Below are 17605 nucleotides of genomic sequence, written 5' to 3'. Positions count from 1 at the left end.
AGATTGTATTCATAAATTACCCGATATTCAGCGCAAACAAACAACCCTGACAGAGTTATGTAGAAGCTATACTCGATTTAATGGAAGTATAAATACGTAGGTAACCACCAGCTTAATGATAACCTCTTTGGCAGAATCTCCTGAATATCAACTCCATGTCAAACAAATGGAGTTAAATTCTTTACTTGAAGTAACGCAGGCTATCAATAATAACCTGCCGGAAGAAGCTTTGTATAAAATATATCATTTTATTTTGCGAGGCAATCTCCATATCAATAAGCTGCTGCTCTGTATTTACCAAGACAAATGGGAAAAAAAGGCAGTATTTGGTACCACATCTTCCTTTGATCATGTACATGAAGATCTGATTTCTCTGGATCTGAAAGAAGTCACCTCTACTGAAAATGAACAAGTCCCCGTCATTTTTCAGGAATTCGATGAAATTATACCTGTTTATCATCGTGATGCCCTATTAGCCTATGTCTTTCTAAGTCAAAATCAGATAGCCTATCGGGAAGGTATTGCCACAGATACCAAGTTCATTCAGACATTAACCAATCTGATTGTTGTTGCCATTGAAAACAAAAAGCTTGCTGCTAAACAAATGGAGCAGGAAGCCTTGAACAGAGAATTACAGATTGCCAAAAGAGTACAGGAACGACTATTTCCTAAAAAACTCCCTGACAATCCCTATATCACCGTTAAAGCAGATTATTTTCCTCATCAAAGTGTAAGTGGTGATTATTATGATTTTATAGCACTTCCTGATGAGAAATACTTTGTATGTATTGCAGATGTATCAGGTAAAGGAATTCCTGCCGCATTGCTGATGTCTAACTTTCAAGCCTCATTACGTATTCTGATCCGTCAGACTACAGACTTGCTTCGTATTGTGAGTGAACTCAATCATACACTATATGAGATACTAGGAGGAGAGCGCTTTATCACAGGCTTTTTTGCATTGTATGACCATCGGGCTCACACACTGACATACATTAATGCTGGTCATCATCCACCCTTGTTGATTAATGAATACGGTACCAACCGATGGCTAAAGACAGGAACTACCGTAATTGGAATTTTTGATTCTCTTCCATTTATAAATTATGAGGTAATAGAAAATGTTTCTCATTTCCTGCTATTTGGTTATACAGATGGTGTTGTAGAAGCATGCAATAGTTTAGAAGAAGAGTATGGAGATGAACGAATGCAAAAAGTGATAGAAGAGTTTGCTCAAGAGAAACCATCCCACCTACATCAAAAACTGATTGAGTCTATTCATGATTTCTGTGGCACTACACCTTTTCGTGATGATGTAACATTGCTCACTTTAAAGGTGGGCAACCCCGATAAATAATTCTTTCACTTTATTACCTGTAGGCTTATGCAATCAGAGTATCTGGAAAGTATCAGAAAGCAGTTTCGCTACTACAAAGATCTTGGAGATAAAGCTATGTCTCAAGTGACTGAACAAAATTTGTTTGAACAGATTAACCCTACCAGTAACTCTATTGCTATCATTGTCAATCATTTGTGGGGTAATATGTTATCCAGATGGACAGATTTCCTAACAACAGATGGTGAAAAAGAATGGAGAAACCGGGATGCAGAATTTGAAAACCATATCCAGAACAAAGACGATCTGCTTCAAAAGTGGAATGAAGGCTGGGAGTGTCTTTTCAACGCCCTTACTCAATTACAGGAGGCAGATCTTACTCGCATTATTTATATCCGCAATGAAGGACATACTGTTCAGGAGGCGATTAACAGGCAACTGGCACATTATCCCTATCACGTAGGACAGATCGTCTATTTAGCCAAACTTTTTAGTGGAGACCACTGGCAAAGTCTATCTATTCCTAAAGGACAATCACAAACATACAATGCTGCAAAATTCACCCAATCTCAAGGCAGAAGACATTTCACGGATGACTGGCTACCTCCAACTGCAGAGAAATGAACTGAGTGCAGCACTTATACTACTACCTTCTCATTTGGATTATTAAACACAAAACCTTTGATTTCACCATTATCTTCATAGTCTATTTCAAGTCCCAACACATACATCAGATGTTTTTTTTCGACAATAACAGAAAAATCTTTCAGTATATAACAATGGTCATTTTCCTTGACTGTATCAAACCCCAGTAGTGGCGAAGCCCCTCCACATCCACCTCCCTTTACTCCCACCCGAAGGCCATACAAATTGGTATTAATACTTTTTTCCTGCAATATAGTCCGGATATGCTCTATGGCAGTAGAGGTAATTGTAATTGGGCACTCTTCCTTAAAAAATGACATAAACCACTGATTTTCTTACACGTATCTTATTTAAAACCTAAAAAATAAGCTTGATATTAAACAGGCAATTTCCTTAGATTTGAAACTCTAAATACATACAATAGGTTTCAAAACAAAAATACTATCTTTTCAGATACAAAACCCCAAGGTATTTTTATGAGTTACGTTTTAGAATTACTAAAGATTTTACTTCCAGCAGGTCTGGTGCTATACGCAATGTTCCTTACCATGCAATCTTTTCTTACCAAACAATTTGAACAAAAGCTAATCGAAGTAAAAAGCAAAAATATAGATCTTGTGCTGCCGATTCGCTTACAAGCCTATGAACGCATGTGTCTGTTTCTGGAACGTATTGCACCTAACAATCTGATACGGCGTGTCAATAATGCTGAATATAATGCAACAGAACTTCATAGTCTGTTACTAAGTGAGGTACGTGAGGAATTTAACCACAATTTATCTCAACAGGTGTATATGAGTGATGAAGCCTGGACACAAATCAAAAGTGCTATGGAAGAGATCATTGTCCTTATTAATGACTCCGCATCTAATATTCCGCCAGATGCCCGTGGAATAGAATTAGCAAAAAGGATTTTCGAACAATTGATTGAGCAAAATGTAGATCCTACTTCCCGTGCATTAAAGTTCATCAAAGATGAAATACGAGTAGTATTCTAAAAGCTTTTAAGAGGTTGTCTAAATTAGTATTAAAGAGGCGAAAAGAGCAGATTTTGTAGCGGGATGAGACCATTTTGAGGGGCGTAGCCAGCGGCTACGGGCCGAAAAATGGGCGAAAGCGTAGCACATGTGTTTTTAGTTCTTCAAGAACTTTAGTATAATCTGCCTTTGCAGCCTTTAAGAATAATTTTAGACAACCTCTAAAATAAAAAGAATCCTGTCATGAAAACTGACAGGATTCTTTTTGTGAAGATATATGGCCACTAACCATACTTATACCCTTTTAGTTTTTCCAATACCATATCCCACATCACTTCATAAGGTAATACTTCCAGTGCACGGTTACCACCATAATATTCCATCATCACAGACTTCATCTCATCATACAGTTTTTCGGTAGCCTTACGAGTCTGATAAAAACGGAAGCCATCATCACGCATCTGAGTAAGTAGATTGATGAAACACTCACTTCTGAAGTTCATATCTTTCTTCGGATAGCGACGAGTATATCGTTCAATCTCATTAATGCGGTCAATCAGGCTATCTATATTCATCTTTTCCAGGAAGAATAAAACCTGTATTGTTAAGATAGCACCATTCAAGCCTCGGCGTTCTTTGGCAAATTCCGGCTTTTTCTCAAGGAAATCACTCAATTGGAAACCAGTTTTTGAATTTTGAATCAAAGGTCTGATTTCTTTGATTTTCTGATACTTATAGATGTAATGCAGATAGGCCTGGAAAGTACTCCAACGTTCTTTTTTCGCTTCTGATAACGTTCTAAAAGTAGACTGACTAATAACCTCGTGGAAAATTTCTGCAGCCCGAAGATAATGTTCGGTATGCATGGCCAATAACAACTGATACTCCTTGAATGTATACTGATTAGGGTTTTTATCAGCAAACAAGTAAGCAAACTTTTGAGCATGTGCTTCTCCTGCACTGAAATCCTTCAAATGAAGATAATAATTCATCTTTTGAATTGCCAGCTCTTCCAGACGACTGGTAGGATGAAAAGCAGGAGTTTGACTAATAAACTCTTCGAATGCATTTACAACATCTATTGCAGCTTTATAATCATCAGAAAGCTGATAGAACAACATTTTGATTTTATAATAATATAATCGTAACCGAATACTATCATAAGGACGCAGATTCTCTTCCAGAGCATGGTAGTATTTATCTGCCATCTTCCTTACTCTCAGTCGATTCCCCTTCGATTTTGCATATAGTGCAATAATTTCCTGATAATATTGCTCAGCCATGTTCTCAATTCGTTGCTGCTGCTCAGTACGCTCCGCAATATCTTTGTACTCAAGAAACTCCTGATAATTGTTGCCACTATAATGTTCACGCAAAATACGGGCACATTCCAGTACTATATCTGTCAGTTCATAATCAGCGGCCAACCGCAATGTCTTTTCAGCCATAGGAACTGCCAGACGCTTGGCGTTTGCCATTAAAAGCACTTTAATCGCATACAATTGTTTATTGCAATCATATGATATGCGTTGAAATTCACTGGATTTTTCTCCATCATAATCCAGGAAGAAGAGTGTGTTAAGAAGTTTTTGCCGAAGGCGTGTTTTTAAAATAAGATACTTTTTCTCAGATGGCAAACAATCATAAATGTCTTTTGCGGCATCTAAATCGTTGTCATATTTACGAGAGTGAATACCTTCAAATAAGCGAAAATAATTACTCGTCTTATTCCGATTACTCTCGTCGAAAAGTTCAACTTTTTTAATCCGTTTCTGGGTAATTAAAGAGATGAGTTCACGCAACGAATCCATAGTAACAAGGGGGGGTTGAAAAGATTGCTCTGGAAGATTTTTTTACAAAACTAACAATTACAATTGTACCTGGTGTTTTTTTTCTACAATACTAAGGAAATATTCGGTAAAGTCATGCATTTAGCAGATTAACTTATTACTTATTAGTATAGTACTATTTTGTTTAGAACCATTCCACGTATAATTTTATCTTTGTAGACAACCTAAACAACTTATTTACAGATATTTTATGTATTAGGTAGAGAAGGGTACTAAGTACAGGAAGAAAAAACTGTGAAAACATTGTAAATATGCTTGTAGCATCATCATCTTTCCGTAAATCAATTTTACGGCAGCTAATCTTTCAGAAAATATCAAATTCAGTCTACTCTTCCCTGATTAACCCATTTTTCTGACTTAACCTGGAAACAGGACACTTTTATATAGTTAACAAATAAAGCTTTCAGAGGAAATATAGTCATGGCTACATTTCACTACTGAAACTTCTCATTAGTAGTAATAGAGGTCCATGTATCTGTACGGAAAGGAGAAGCAGGAAAACCTTCTGTATTAAAAAGATTTGCTTCACTAGGTGCATCTGTCCATGCGTATCGGACAGAAACGGGCAAGGCACCTTTGGGATGATAAACAACAACCTGATTACCTACGATTTCAGCCTTGGCATAATAAAATACATTATCTTCACCAGCGATCTCAAATCCTTTCAAATAGCCATATGTATCTTTTGCCACCAAGCCCTTATCAGCAAACTGAAATGATAAGATAGTTTTGCCTTTTTCATGTTTCACGGATGTATACATAGGACCACTATAGGGTACATCTTTCTGATAGGCTATTTTCAACGCACTGGCAGCTAATCGTTTTCCAACATCTTGCTTATTTGTGGGATGTATATCTGCGGGATTTCCAATATCAGTAGTTACAACCATCCCTGTTTGTGGAAGTTGCAGAGTCATTGTTTGTGCTTCACGGAGTTCAGCCCAGTTACTCCCCTGGTTACTGCTTTGCGTACTACCATAACTTGATAATTGTACAAATAAAAAAGGAAACACATTATCCCACCGCTTTCTCCAATCGTTAATCAGTAGTGGAAATGTTTTCCGGTATTGATAGGCTCGTCCGGCATTTGCCTCTCCCTGGTACCAGATTACACCCTCAAATGCATAAGGGATTAGTGGATGGACCATAGCATTATATATAATTGTCCCCATGTTATTCTGCAAACGAGCAAATTCATATTTGTCTGCAATGGCAGGCATATTTTTCCAGGAACCGCTCAAGTTGATACGTTCGGTCTCAGTTTGTATATAAAAATCTTCAGGGGCACCATGTAAGCCCATTCCAAACCAACTAGGTTCTTTTGTGACACCAAATTTTAACAACAATGTATTTTTTCCTGCTGTCCAGGTATGAGCAGGAACCTCTATTTTTCGTCTTCCTTTTAATGCACCTTCCCAAATCAATTTACTGTTAATGTATACTTGTCCGGGACTATCATTCTGGCCAAAGCCCAATGTAGAAGTTTGATCTGCAATAGATGCAGGGATAGTAATTGTTTTTTCTGCATAGCCATTGCCTCTATAAGCCCAGAATCCCTGCCAATCCCATGATCCGGGTGCAGATCCATCTCTCCATTTGGAAAAATCATAACCTGGCTGTGTATATTTTCTTTCATCTTCACTAGTCAGAACAACATCTTCTTTACCGAAAGCATTTCTTTTAAGTTTTTTATCCAGAGAAGTATTTGCGCCTTCCCAGCTTTGTGGCATTGTTGTCGCATACTCTTTCAACACATCAGACAATAGCATTGCATCCTTACTGATCCACCCTTCAACTTGTGAGCCACCCCAGGATGTATTGATCAATCCAACAGGTACATTTAGTTTCTGATACAGACCTCTCGCAAAAAAGTATCCAACAGCCGTAAAATCTCCTACTGTTTCAGGAGAACAAACTTTCCATTCTCCCTCTTTTAGATCTGCTTCAGGAGTTAAGCTAAGACTGTTAGCAACTTTAAAATGCCGTATTTGTGGAAATGTAGCGGATTGTTTTTCATTCTCTGCGTTATCTGCTCTGTTTACTGGCCATTCCATATTAGACTGTCCGGAACATATCCAAACCTCACCAATCAAAACATCATTTAGCACTATTTTACTTGATTTGGCACTGATTACCAATTGAAAAGGTCCGCCTGCTGGCATAGCAGCAAACTTTACCATCCACTTTCCGTCAGCTCCTGCCTGTATTGTTTTTGTTTGTCCCCCCAGTTTAACGGTCACCTTTTCTTTGGAAGAGGCCCATCCCCAAACGGGGATCTCCTTATTCCGTTGAAGAACCATATGGTCTCCAAAAATATGAGCAACCCGTACCTGGGCATGAGAGATACTTATTGTCAGCAATACCCATACAATCACTAAAAGATATTTCATATCATTAAGAATAGATGTGGTCTAAAATTTTAGTGTAATTTACTAGATAAGTTATACATATAACTTAAATTCAAAATAAATGGATAATTTTAATGGAACGAAATTTGTCACAATTTCCATCTGTTCTACTATATACAATTCAGACAGTGATACCTTTTAAATTAAAATAGCAGACCTGACACCCAGTTCTATAAGATAAACAGGTTACATTTTGTATTATTCATCATTAACAACGTATTACAACCAGATCCTGAACTATGCAAACATCTTCATCCGATTCACTGATTTACCGCATCTTACACTCTGTATTCTTTAAACGTTCTCAGCGTCGGGCCAGCCGTTTATTGCGTAATAGTGCTGGATTATGGGATTTGTTGAAAAACGTTTCTATAAAAAGTGGCAGTTTGACAGATAATACGTTTGTGTCTAATCTGCAAACACTAAGCCGGATGATCCGGGCTTATGTAAAAGGAGACTACAAAGTTATTCCATGGACTACATTGGTAAAAATTGTGGCAGCGCTGGTCTATTTTGTCTCTCCACTCGATTTCATTCCCGACTTATTGCCTGTTTTGGGATTTTCAGATGACATTGCAATAGTCTTATGGGTCTTGTCGTCATGCACTGAAGAGATCAAACGTTTTCAGGAATGGGAAGCAGCACAAGCTATTTCTGTTTCAGATAAATAATCATACAAATCTATCTTGTAAGTAAGCTCTATGCTGGATAAAACCTATTTAGCATGGAGCTTTGTTTTTATCCGTCCCTAGAGTTATCCTTGTCATTTTTTCAATACCATTAAGATTTCGTATAGACTATATAACTTCATAGCCAGTTATATCTGCCATGTTTACCTGCTTGATTCTCAGAACACCAATAGCCTATAGAACCTACATCCTATGAAATCCTTTTTGCTGGTTAGCCTTTTGCTTTCTTTCTATTTTCCAACACGCGATCTGGACCCTCAACTTGTCGGTGTCTGGATTTATACTATCAATGCTAGTAGCGGCTCTGGCAAAACATTTATAGACAAGGTTACCCGCGTCAAATGGGTTCTTCATGAAAATGGTACATTTGAAAGAGGTGCAAGTCTGGGAAAAAGCGTAAGCAGAGAAGCCGCAAAAGTGAGCAATGAATGGTCGGCACCTACAGAAAGAGGGACGTGGTATAGTAGGGAAGGCAAGATCTACATTACTTCTATAAACGGACAAAATCTTCCGGAAGACCAGCAGTTGTCAGGATCGTACTACATTGAGGGCAATACGATGGTATTTACAGGTTCAGATGGAAAAAAGGCGATCTGGCATCGGTAACTTACTCCCAATAATTAGCATAGCGATATTCCATTCCCAGTGACTCTTTCAACAAATTCAAAAACGATTCTGTAGGTTTTAAATAGATGCCTAATTGCAAAAATTGTCTACCAAATGCGACATAATTTTCAAAATCGAGTTCATAGATAGGAATATTCTGCCGAAAGCGAGGCTCTTGCCAGATTGCATCAGGATTTTCCCGCAAATCCAAAATCAATTCTCTTGCCATATCCTGATCTCCTATCTCTTTTCCATAAGGAGACTTTACAGTTGTGAGATTCTGAAAATCACTTCCAATCTGCAACTTAGGCTGTTCATAAGTTTCCAGCCAGGCCGGAATATGATAGTATTCAATTCCTTCAAAAGTTCCTTCCAATAGCTCACGGAACAATCGCCCAAGAATAAAACCTGAACTACTATTTTCACTAGGTTCCCAGAAACCGATTCTAATCAGTCGTTCCTTAAATAGTTCTTCATCCTCAGTTACAAACCAGGGATCTGAAGGAAATAATGTCAATCGTCTTTCTGTCATGGAAAGCAAGAAAAGAAAAATCTTCCGGATAGTAAAATACCAAAACAGTAAAACGGGTTTCTATTCATCAAAATAAAACAAGACATACTCAGTGAATATGTCTTGTTCCAAACACCTATGAGATAAATTAATAAAGAAACTTAAACTCACTTGCATTTTCCCTTGTGTCTTTATTGAAAAATAGGCAGCGTCTGATATTGGTCAGCCACCCCATTACCCGCTTTGGGTACATTGGGGTTTGTATTGATTTCAGTCTGAGGATAAATGTATCGTTGTGGTAAGCTACCGGTTGGCGTTGTCACAATAGGCTGAATATGTAATTGCACAACAGGAGTAGCTTTAGCCAGTCTTCTAACATCATTGTATACCTCATACTGGGCCAGCATAACAATATATTTTTGAGAGATGATCTCATATAATAATCCGCTTTGCTGATCCCTTCCGCTAGATGTAGGATTGGCCAGGCCTCCAGGAGCAAAATCCGACAATACATAATTCTCATATTTCAAACCCATTGTGACATAGGTCCCAGGAATGCTATTTCCGTTAATATAACCAGTAGCCAGTACCTCCCGAACATTATTCAGGGCTGTTACTGCATCTGATAGTTGATTCTGACGAGCCAATGCTTCTGCCAGAATCAGCTGTGTTTCAAAATAACTTAAAATTGGCTGCTTGGAATCAACCTTAAAAAATCCATCTTCTGTGTTAGGATCCAACGCACCTGGACCTGTAATACCAGCCTTAAAAAAATGATTATATAGAGCAGTCTCATTTGTTTTTGCATTGGTATGTGCTTTTAAGAATCCAGGTAAAAATGCGGGCGGATCAAATCCTGTATCTCCAGGACGGTTATTGACAAAGAAATCATAATTCAGATTCTGATCTATACCCTGGCTTTCTCCATGCGGGATCAACGCATCTTCTCCCACACTGGAAATCCCCAGCTTAGCATTTTCTACAGCTTTTGCATAATCGCCCAAATGAAGATACAAGCGAGCCTTCAGGGAATAAGCTGCTTTTTTCCATAAATTAGTATCTCCACCATAGATAAAATCCTGTCCGCCAAAATACAATCCACCAGATGCTGACAGATTTTCAATCGCATTATCTAGTGTAGCAAGTAGTTCTGTGTACACCTGTTCCTGAGAATCAAAGACAGGTGTAGGATAAGCAATAAGATCAAAAGCCTGAGAATAAGGCACATCTCCCCAGAAAGCCGTTGCTTTTGCAATAAGAAGTGCTTCTGCTACCTGTCCAACTCCCTTTGTCCATTTATCACCTAGTGCATCCGCTTTAGTCTGCATAAGGCGTGCCTGTGCAGCTATCGGATAAAGATTCCCCCAGTCAAATGTGCCAGAAGATACCTGATACTGAGCCAATCCCAGGTGTTGTCGACTCAATCCTGTTAACTGTCCAGCCCACATGTAGGAAATTCGTACATCTGTATCTTCATGGAGTTCACTTACTCCTACCAATGTACCTGAAAGCAATGTTTGCACCTCTACATCAGAAACAGCATTGGGATTGCCCTTGATTCGAGGATCATTAAATAAATCTTTACAGGATGAAAGTCCGATAAGCAGCGAAATAGAAAGGAATAATTTAGACGTATATATCTTTTTCATAAGTATCTTTTAGTAATTAATTTTTACAGAGAATAAGAATGAACGGGTATTGGGGTTACTGAACCAGTCTTCACCACGAACGATACCCGCACCTGTAATATTAATTTCAGGATCAACCCCTGTAAACGGTGTCCAGAGAAGCAGATTACGACCTGTCAGACTAAAATCAATAGAAGATAGCTTGGTAGCTTTGCGAAATCCTTCACTACGCAAACTATAATTCAGTGATACCTCCCGTAATCTAACCACAGAGGCATCCTCTATAAATTGTTTGGCAGAAGCCGAAGTAAAGGATGTCCCTCTATCTTGGAACCAGGCTTGTGTTAAAGCTACAGGACCTCCACCAAAGTCTTTAATGGCCCCTCTGAAAGGTGTTCCAGCGGTTATGGTTTTTCCATCCACTGTTTTCAGATCCACATCAGACACTACTTCATGTCCATTATCAGCATGAGTGCCAAAGGTATACAATGCCCCACGAGTACCATTGTAAAACTGATTCCCATGCACAGCATCAAATAATACAGCTAAAGAAAGTCCCTTATAAGTAAATGTGTTGGTCAAACCTCCTCTCCATTTTGGATTAGGGTTTCCGATAACTTCACTCTCAGTACCACCTTGCACAAACCCGTTGGCATCCAGAATGTATTTACCTTTGTCATCATGCAGAAAATCTGTTCCATAAAACACGCCAAAGGGTTGCCCTGGAATTAAAGAAGACCCCCCATAGCTACCAGGCAAAGAATACACAGTCAATCCGGCAAGAGAAACTACCTTATTCCGGTTTTGAGAATAATTGGCAGCTATAGACCAGCTAAAATCTCCCTTATGAATGATGTTACCCCCGAGCTCGATTTCAATACCTTTATTGGAAAGAGTAGCTGCATTTTTCGAAGTATTTGTAAATCCGGTTTCTGATGGAGTATCTATATCCAGAATAACATCTTTGGTATGATTGGAATAATAAGTTACTGACAAGTTGATGTGATCATTAAAGAAGCGGAGGTCAGTTCCTATTTCTGTCTCAGTCTTACGTTCAGGTTTTAAAAACTCATTTCCTGCTGTATTATCTCTTGTAAATCCACCCCCATACAATGAACTTTTAGATTGTAGACTACTAGCATATGAATCACTATATGAAGCAGGAGAGAAAGTAGTAAAGTTTTTATACGGTTGAGGTTGAATACCTACCTGTCCCCAGTTTACACGAAGTTTACCAAAACTCAGTACTGGATTTTCACGCAATGCAGCTATTTTCGTAAACTGCCAGGCTAAAGCCGCAGATGGGAAAAAGAAACTACTGTTTGCTTTAGCACCAAAGGTTGAGGCACTTTCACTACGTCCTGTCAGTGTTAAAAAGAATTGATCATATCCTTGTAATTCAGCCTGCGCATAATAGGCATAGGTACGCATCAATGAAGTATAATTGGAAGCTTGCAGATTGGTATTTTGGGCGTTTGTCAGAATGTCAGGAGCACTGGGCACAATAAAATCGGTAATCTGGCTATACAACCAACTTCTCAGCCGGCTATTATAGTTTACTCCTACCAACAAGGTAGCATCGAAACCTGTACCAAGCTTTTTTGTAGCTCGGGCAAATAAATCTGTGTTAAACTGTTTTTCGGTAATAATATACTTGGAAAGGAAACCTGAATTAAATGAAGCAGAATAGATCGGGAACCGTTCTACCCGATCATCAATGAAATTATCAACTCCCGCCCTTCCAGTGATGTTCAGCCAGTTTACAGGATCTATACCTATTTCAACACTACCCATGACACGGTCTACATTGGTAGTATTTTTATTATTGTTAATATTCCATAAAGGGTTGGAGTAACGAGGGTTAGTAGACGCTCCCAGTGGGTTTCGATAGGAAACATGCCGATTTGGATAGGTTGTTCCAGAAGTATCAGTATAGGTACCGGTATATTCTGAGTTATCAAAATCAGGAGATGTTCGCAGCCCTCCCAGCAAAATTCCATCGAGGTTATCGCCTTGTTGAATACGAGTAGATTTACTATTGGTATATCCTACGCTGGAAGAGGCTCGTAACCAATCAGTAAATTGACTAGAAACATTTACCCTCGCAGTATTACGCTTGTAATCACTAAAGCTTTTCACCACCCCTTGCTGACTCAGATTTCCATAACTAACAGAATAATTCGTTTTGGCATTTCCACCTGTAATACTTAGTGTATTATCAAAAAAGTATCCTGTTCTGAAAGGGTCTTTTGTATGATCATATGTGTTTCTTGAATGCTTACCACCATGCTCATCCAAACGATTTCCATTTGCATCAAATGTCCTTCCTCGAGGTATTACATACTTAATGGTACCATCTGCCAGAGTCAGGTATCCATTATATAAATCATATTTTGGAGACTTAGTAAATCCATCATTCTCATCAGGAGCATAAAACTGTCCTGGTCCTGTAACATATGTATCCTCGCCACCAGTACGAGCTGCAATTTTATCGCCCCAAGAAGTTCGGTCACCCTGATTATAAATTCCATTGCTGCCTTGTCCATAAGTCCGTTGAAGTTTGTGGATCTTATTCACTTCGTCAATTGAAACTGTAGACTTCAAGGATATATTTACTCTTCCCCCTGTATCTTTTCCCTTTTTAGTTGTAATAATCACTACGCCATTGGCCGCTCTGGTCCCCCATAAGGCAGCAGCAGAGGCACCTTTCAATACTTCAACAGATTCAATATCTTCCGGATTGATGTCGCTGATACGTGATTGCTGTACTATAGCGTTACCAGCAGCAGCAGTGTTATCAAAAGAATTGCTGACAGGAATACCATCTACAATAAACAAAGGCTGTGCACTACCATTGATTGTATTTTGTCCTCGTATCTGAATATAAGCCCCTGCCCCCGGATCACCTCCGTTTCGGGTAATTAATACCCCTGAGGCTTTGCCGCTTAAACCAGTCAATAAGCTTGTTTCACCAGACTTAGCAATAGCAGGCCCCTTTACTGTACTAACAGAAGAAGCAAATTTATCTTTGTCTTCTTTTAATCCAAGGGCTGTTACAACAATCTCACCCAATTGTTTAGTGTCAGGTAAAAGTTTTATATCTACTGAGGTCCGGTTTCCAACAGGAGCTTCCTGAATGGCAAACCCGATAAAGCTAAAAACTAATGTAGCCGAAGGTTCCGCACTGATAGAGTATTTACCAGTAGCATCAGTAGTAGTACCAATAGTAGTACCTTTTACAACAACACTAACTCCAGGTAATGATGATCCATCGTCTGACGCAGTCACTTTACCTGTTATAAGGCGACTTTGAGCAGCCACCTGCATTGACGCTATAGCACAGCTAAAGGTCACTACAAGCGACTTTACTAGTAGAAGTTTCTTCATAAGTTTGTTTGGAAGTTAAGGTTAAGGTGTACTGAACTTACCAAAACAAAAACCATAAAACAAACTTAAACATGAATAAAATTTTACAAATACACAGTAAAACGAAATTTTAACAATGCATAATATATAAAATACAGAATATTATTCAGCAAAAATAAAAAATTACATATATTAAAAACAACAAACACGAAAACAGCGAATATCTAAAAATACTTAATCTAAATAACACCAATAAAATAAAAATAAATATACAGCCCACTATATTGTTATTACAATGGTTACCTTTCGCATTTCTACACGAATATATTCACATATAAAAAATCACAAATACCAGAAAATCAACTATATAAAAACAAAAAATCCACTACTTGTATGTAATGGATTTTTTGTTTCACTTTCTCAAGAAAGCATCTTACAGCCCTAACTCTCTGCTATACGTTGCCAAATCTTTATCTCCACGGCCTGAAAGGTTAACCACAATCACTTCATTCCCTGTGTTCTTCATATATTTCAGATAAGCCAAAGCATGAGAAGATTCTAATGCGGGGATAATTCCTTCCATTCTACTTAATTCCAAACCTGCTTGTAGTGCTTCCTGGTCAGTAATAGCGGCAAAGATCGCACGGTTTGTTTCAAACAAATGTGCATGGATAGGACCAATACCCGGGTAATCCAGACCTGCGGAAATAGAGTATGGCTCTGTAACCTGCCCATCCTCTGTTTGCATTAAGATTGTACGGCTACCATGTAAGATCCCTGGCTTACCTAAAAATGTTGTGGCAGCAGAATGTCCAGAGCTTACCCCCTGTCCGGCAGCTTCGGCAGCAACCAATTTCACATCACTTTCATCCAGATAATGATAGAAAGCACCAGCAGCATTGCTTCCACCTCCTACACAAGCAATCACATAATCAGGATTCTCTCTCCCTATTTTTTCCAGTAACTGTTTTTTAATCTCTTCGGAAATAACCGACTGAAAACGGGCCACCATATCCGGAAATGGATGGAAACCAACTACACTTCCAATAATATAATGGGTATCAACAGGGTTGTTAATCCAGTGCCTCATGGCTTCATTGGTAGCATCTTTTAGAGTTTTACTACCACATGTTGCAGGCCTTACTTCTGCGCCCAGCATTTTCATACGAGCTACATTAGGTGCTTGACGCTGAATATCTATTTCTCCCATGTAGACAATACATTCCATTCCCATCAATGCACATACAGTAGCGGTGGCTACTCCGTGTTGTCCTGCCCCTGTCTCAGCCACAATCCGTTTTTTACCCAAACGTTTAGCTACCAGGATCTGCCCGATTGTATTATTAACTTTATGTGCGCCTGTATGACATAAGTCTTCACGTTTAAGATAAATCTGCGCATTATATTTTTCTGACAGGCGACTTGCTAGATACAAAGGTGTTGGCCGACCAACATAGTCACGCAATAATGTATGGAACTCCTCCTGAAACTTGGGATCATAAATAATCTTCAGGTAGTTTTCTTTTAACTCTTCTGCATTTGGATAAAGCATTTCAGGAATATATGCCCCTCCAAAACTGCCATAATATCCATGCTCATTTACAGCAAAAGCACTTTTCTCGATTAATTCCATTAGTGTAAAATTGTTAGGTCCAACTTGAATCAAAACATCTTATGTGTATCACATCAGTCGTAGCCATGCAGAGTCTTAGCAGAATGGCAACAGTAAATTGTTGCAGGAGGAAGGCAATATATGTGTAAAAATGTCTAAACGCTATTCGATAGATGAGGGATATACCACTATCCAGTTACCAACAGAGTCTTTTCCTAACACCAACCTATGCATACTGATCAACAGTACCCTCCAGTTATCCATTTAATGAATAATTATTCTGATGCCTCTGCATCCCTTCTTTACTCTATCTCTCTATTTATGCCAGCGTTTCTTTAAACGCTACATGTAACTTGTCGATAAACTCTTTTACTTTCTCTACATTCTTTATGCCTGGACTGACTTCAAATAGACTATTGATATCTACCCCATATAAATTTAATCCTTTATTCTTTAGAGCAACAATAGCATCCAAACTCTCTATGTTTAATCCCCCACTTAAGAAAAAAGGCTTTTCATTATCATATCGCTGCAACAGATTCCAGTCAAATGTAATCCCGTTGCCTCCCTGTGCAGCCCCCTTTGCATCAAACAAAAAATAGTCACAATGAGGTTTATAATTATTCAGACGTGCAAAATTAAAATTTTCATCCAGATTAAAGGCTTTGATAACGGTAATGCCCCTGTTTCGTATATTCTTGCCTACATCTGGAAGCTCCTCTCCATGAAGTTGAACAATATCAAGATTGTATTTCTTTACATTTTTCAGGATCAAGTCCGGATGAGCATTGACAAATACACCTACTTTTTTAGTCGTCTTGGGAAAAGACTTCAAAAGTTCTGCATCCAACTCCTCCCCTACATTACGTGGAGATTTTTCAAAGAAGATAAATCCCATAAAATCAGGATCTAAAGCCAATACCGACTGAATATTAGCAGAATCCCTCATTCCACAGACTTTGATTTTAAGCATACCAAGTGTATTTTGTTGGGAGAAAAAACCGTTACAGTTTCTGAATTTTGTACGAAAGTAAGATTTTTCTTATAGAAATCCAATAGCAACCAACAACTTGAAACGAGGGATATAATTTTTCCAACTCAACACACAAAACACTGATACTAAGCCATTTGCTTTATATCAGCAACAAAGTTAGAAAACGCAACTCCCGGATCAGAATGCTGCATAAAATATTCTCCTATCAAAAAACCATTGTATCCATAGTTATGTCTCAGATCCTGTAAAACTTCTGGAAGATGAATGCCACTTTCTGAAATCTTTAGAAATTCTCTCGGAATACGTTCTGAAAGTTCTTTGGAGATGTTGATGTCTGTTTTCATCCGCTTAAGATCACGGTTATTTACCCCAATCACATCTATATATTCATTTACAGAAGATTCTAATTCCTCCAGATTATGCACTTCCAGCAATACCTCCAATGTCAACGCTTTAGCAGCTTTGGCCAGTTGTTTACATTGGTCTGGCGTAAGATTAGCGGCAATCAACAAAATAATATCTGCACCCAAGCTTTTTGCTTCAATTAATTGATACTCATCAATCACAAAATCCTTCCGCAAAATAGGTATATCGGGATTAGCTTTACGAGCACGCAAAATGTGTTCATCTTTTCCATCAAAATATTTCTGATCAGTAAGTACTGACAATGCAGAAGCACCACCTTGAGTATAACCAGTAGTTACTTGTTCTACTGAAACTTGTTGGTTAATGATTCCCTTAGAAGGTGATTTGCGTTTATGTTCAGCAATGATTCCACTCTTCTCAGGGTTCAATAGTGACTCTCTTAACGATACTGTTTTGCGCCCAAATAAATCACTCTTTTCCAATACAGAGACAGCAGTCAGAGATTTGCGTTCTGCTACTTCACCTTTTTTATGGGCAATAATTTCATCTAGAATATTCATAATCTTACATTTCAGAATCCAGGTTACAGGGAAATTAGTATTCAGTATGTCTTTATT

Annotated in this window: 14 protein-coding genes; 5 read left to right on the top strand and 9 right to left on the bottom strand. The window is 38.4% G+C overall.

Features of this window, described 5'->3' with window-relative positions; all coding sequences use genetic code 11:
- Positions 1 to 115: 115 nt before the first annotated feature.
- Both QNI15_RS18350 and QNI15_RS18345 read left to right on the top strand, forming a co-directional pair.
- Positions 116 to 1357, top strand: coding sequence for a PP2C family protein-serine/threonine phosphatase (locus QNI15_RS18350; RefSeq protein ID WP_313997409.1), 1242 nt, complete (start codon positions 116 to 118; stop codon positions 1355 to 1357).
- A gap of 27 nt (positions 1358 to 1384) precedes the next feature.
- A complete protein-coding gene (locus QNI15_RS18345) occupies positions 1385 to 1960 on the top strand; it encodes a DUF1572 domain-containing protein (protein ID WP_313997407.1) in 576 nt (191 codons plus the stop codon).
- Positions 1961 to 1974: 14 nt separating this feature from the next.
- Here the strand turns inward: QNI15_RS18345 and QNI15_RS18340 are convergent, their stop codons facing one another.
- On the bottom strand, positions 1975 to 2301 hold the full coding sequence (locus QNI15_RS18340; protein ID WP_314032913.1) for a HesB/IscA family protein: 327 nt from the start codon (positions 2299 to 2301) through the stop codon (positions 1975 to 1977).
- 156 nt (positions 2302 to 2457) lie between these two features.
- On the opposite strand from QNI15_RS18340, the gene QNI15_RS18335 reads away from it, so the two are divergent.
- Complete coding sequence (locus tag QNI15_RS18335) at positions 2458 to 2979, top strand: DUF7935 family protein (RefSeq protein ID WP_313982873.1); 522 nt, start codon at positions 2458 to 2460, stop codon at positions 2977 to 2979.
- A 263-nt stretch (positions 2980 to 3242) separates the two neighbouring features.
- Here QNI15_RS18335 and QNI15_RS18330 read toward each other — a convergent pair whose 3' ends face one another.
- The gene (locus tag QNI15_RS18330; RefSeq protein WP_313982872.1) at positions 3243 to 4769 is read right to left on the bottom strand and encodes a hypothetical protein; all 1527 of its coding nucleotides are present in this window, start codon (positions 4767 to 4769) and stop codon (positions 3243 to 3245) included.
- 473 nt (positions 4770 to 5242) lie between these two features.
- A complete protein-coding gene (locus tag QNI15_RS18325) occupies positions 5243 to 7198 on the bottom strand; it encodes a sialate O-acetylesterase (protein ID WP_314032912.1) in 1956 nt (651 codons plus the stop codon).
- A 257-nt stretch (positions 7199 to 7455) separates the two neighbouring features.
- Between QNI15_RS18325 and QNI15_RS18320 the strand changes: the two genes are divergently transcribed.
- Both QNI15_RS18320 and QNI15_RS18315 read left to right on the top strand, forming a co-directional pair.
- A complete protein-coding gene (locus tag QNI15_RS18320; protein WP_314032910.1) occupies positions 7456 to 7887 on the top strand; it encodes a YkvA family protein in 432 nt (143 codons plus the stop codon).
- 210 nt (positions 7888 to 8097) lie between these two features.
- On the top strand, positions 8098 to 8511 hold the full coding sequence (locus QNI15_RS18315; RefSeq protein ID WP_313982866.1) for a hypothetical protein: 414 nt from the start codon (positions 8098 to 8100) through the stop codon (positions 8509 to 8511).
- Between the two features lies 1 nt (position 8512).
- On the opposite strand, the gene QNI15_RS18310 is transcribed toward QNI15_RS18315, so the two are convergent.
- From QNI15_RS18310 to trpC, 6 genes are all read right to left on the bottom strand, one after another.
- Positions 8513 to 9043, bottom strand: a complete 531-nt coding sequence (locus tag QNI15_RS18310; protein ID WP_313997400.1) for a hypothetical protein — start codon at positions 9041 to 9043, stop codon at positions 8513 to 8515.
- 170 nt (positions 9044 to 9213) lie between these two features.
- A complete protein-coding gene (locus tag QNI15_RS18305) occupies positions 9214 to 10671 on the bottom strand; it encodes a SusD/RagB family nutrient-binding outer membrane lipoprotein (protein ID WP_314032908.1) in 1458 nt (485 codons plus the stop codon).
- 9 nt (positions 10672 to 10680) lie between these two features.
- On the bottom strand, positions 10681 to 14037 hold the full coding sequence (locus QNI15_RS18300; protein WP_314032906.1) for a SusC/RagA family TonB-linked outer membrane protein: 3357 nt from the start codon (positions 14035 to 14037) through the stop codon (positions 10681 to 10683).
- Between the two features lie 412 nt (positions 14038 to 14449).
- On the bottom strand, positions 14450 to 15649 hold the full coding sequence (gene trpB, locus QNI15_RS18295; protein ID WP_313997393.1) for a tryptophan synthase subunit beta: 1200 nt from the start codon (positions 15647 to 15649) through the stop codon (positions 14450 to 14452).
- A gap of 298 nt (positions 15650 to 15947) precedes the next feature.
- Positions 15948 to 16601, bottom strand: a complete 654-nt coding sequence (locus QNI15_RS18290; protein WP_314032905.1) for a phosphoribosylanthranilate isomerase — start codon at positions 16599 to 16601, stop codon at positions 15948 to 15950.
- Between the two features lie 146 nt (positions 16602 to 16747).
- Positions 16748 to 17548, bottom strand: coding sequence for an indole-3-glycerol phosphate synthase TrpC (trpC, locus tag QNI15_RS18285; protein WP_314032903.1), 801 nt, complete (start codon positions 17546 to 17548; stop codon positions 16748 to 16750).
- Between the last annotated feature and the right edge of the window lie 57 nt (positions 17549 to 17605).

This window comes from Xanthocytophaga flava, from assembly GCF_030068545.1.
Taxonomy (GTDB): Bacteria; Bacteroidota; Bacteroidia; order Cytophagales; family 172606-1; genus Xanthocytophaga; species Xanthocytophaga flava.
The sequence above is the reverse complement of the archived record's forward strand: the minus strand, read 5'-3'. Positions and strand labels throughout refer to the sequence as shown.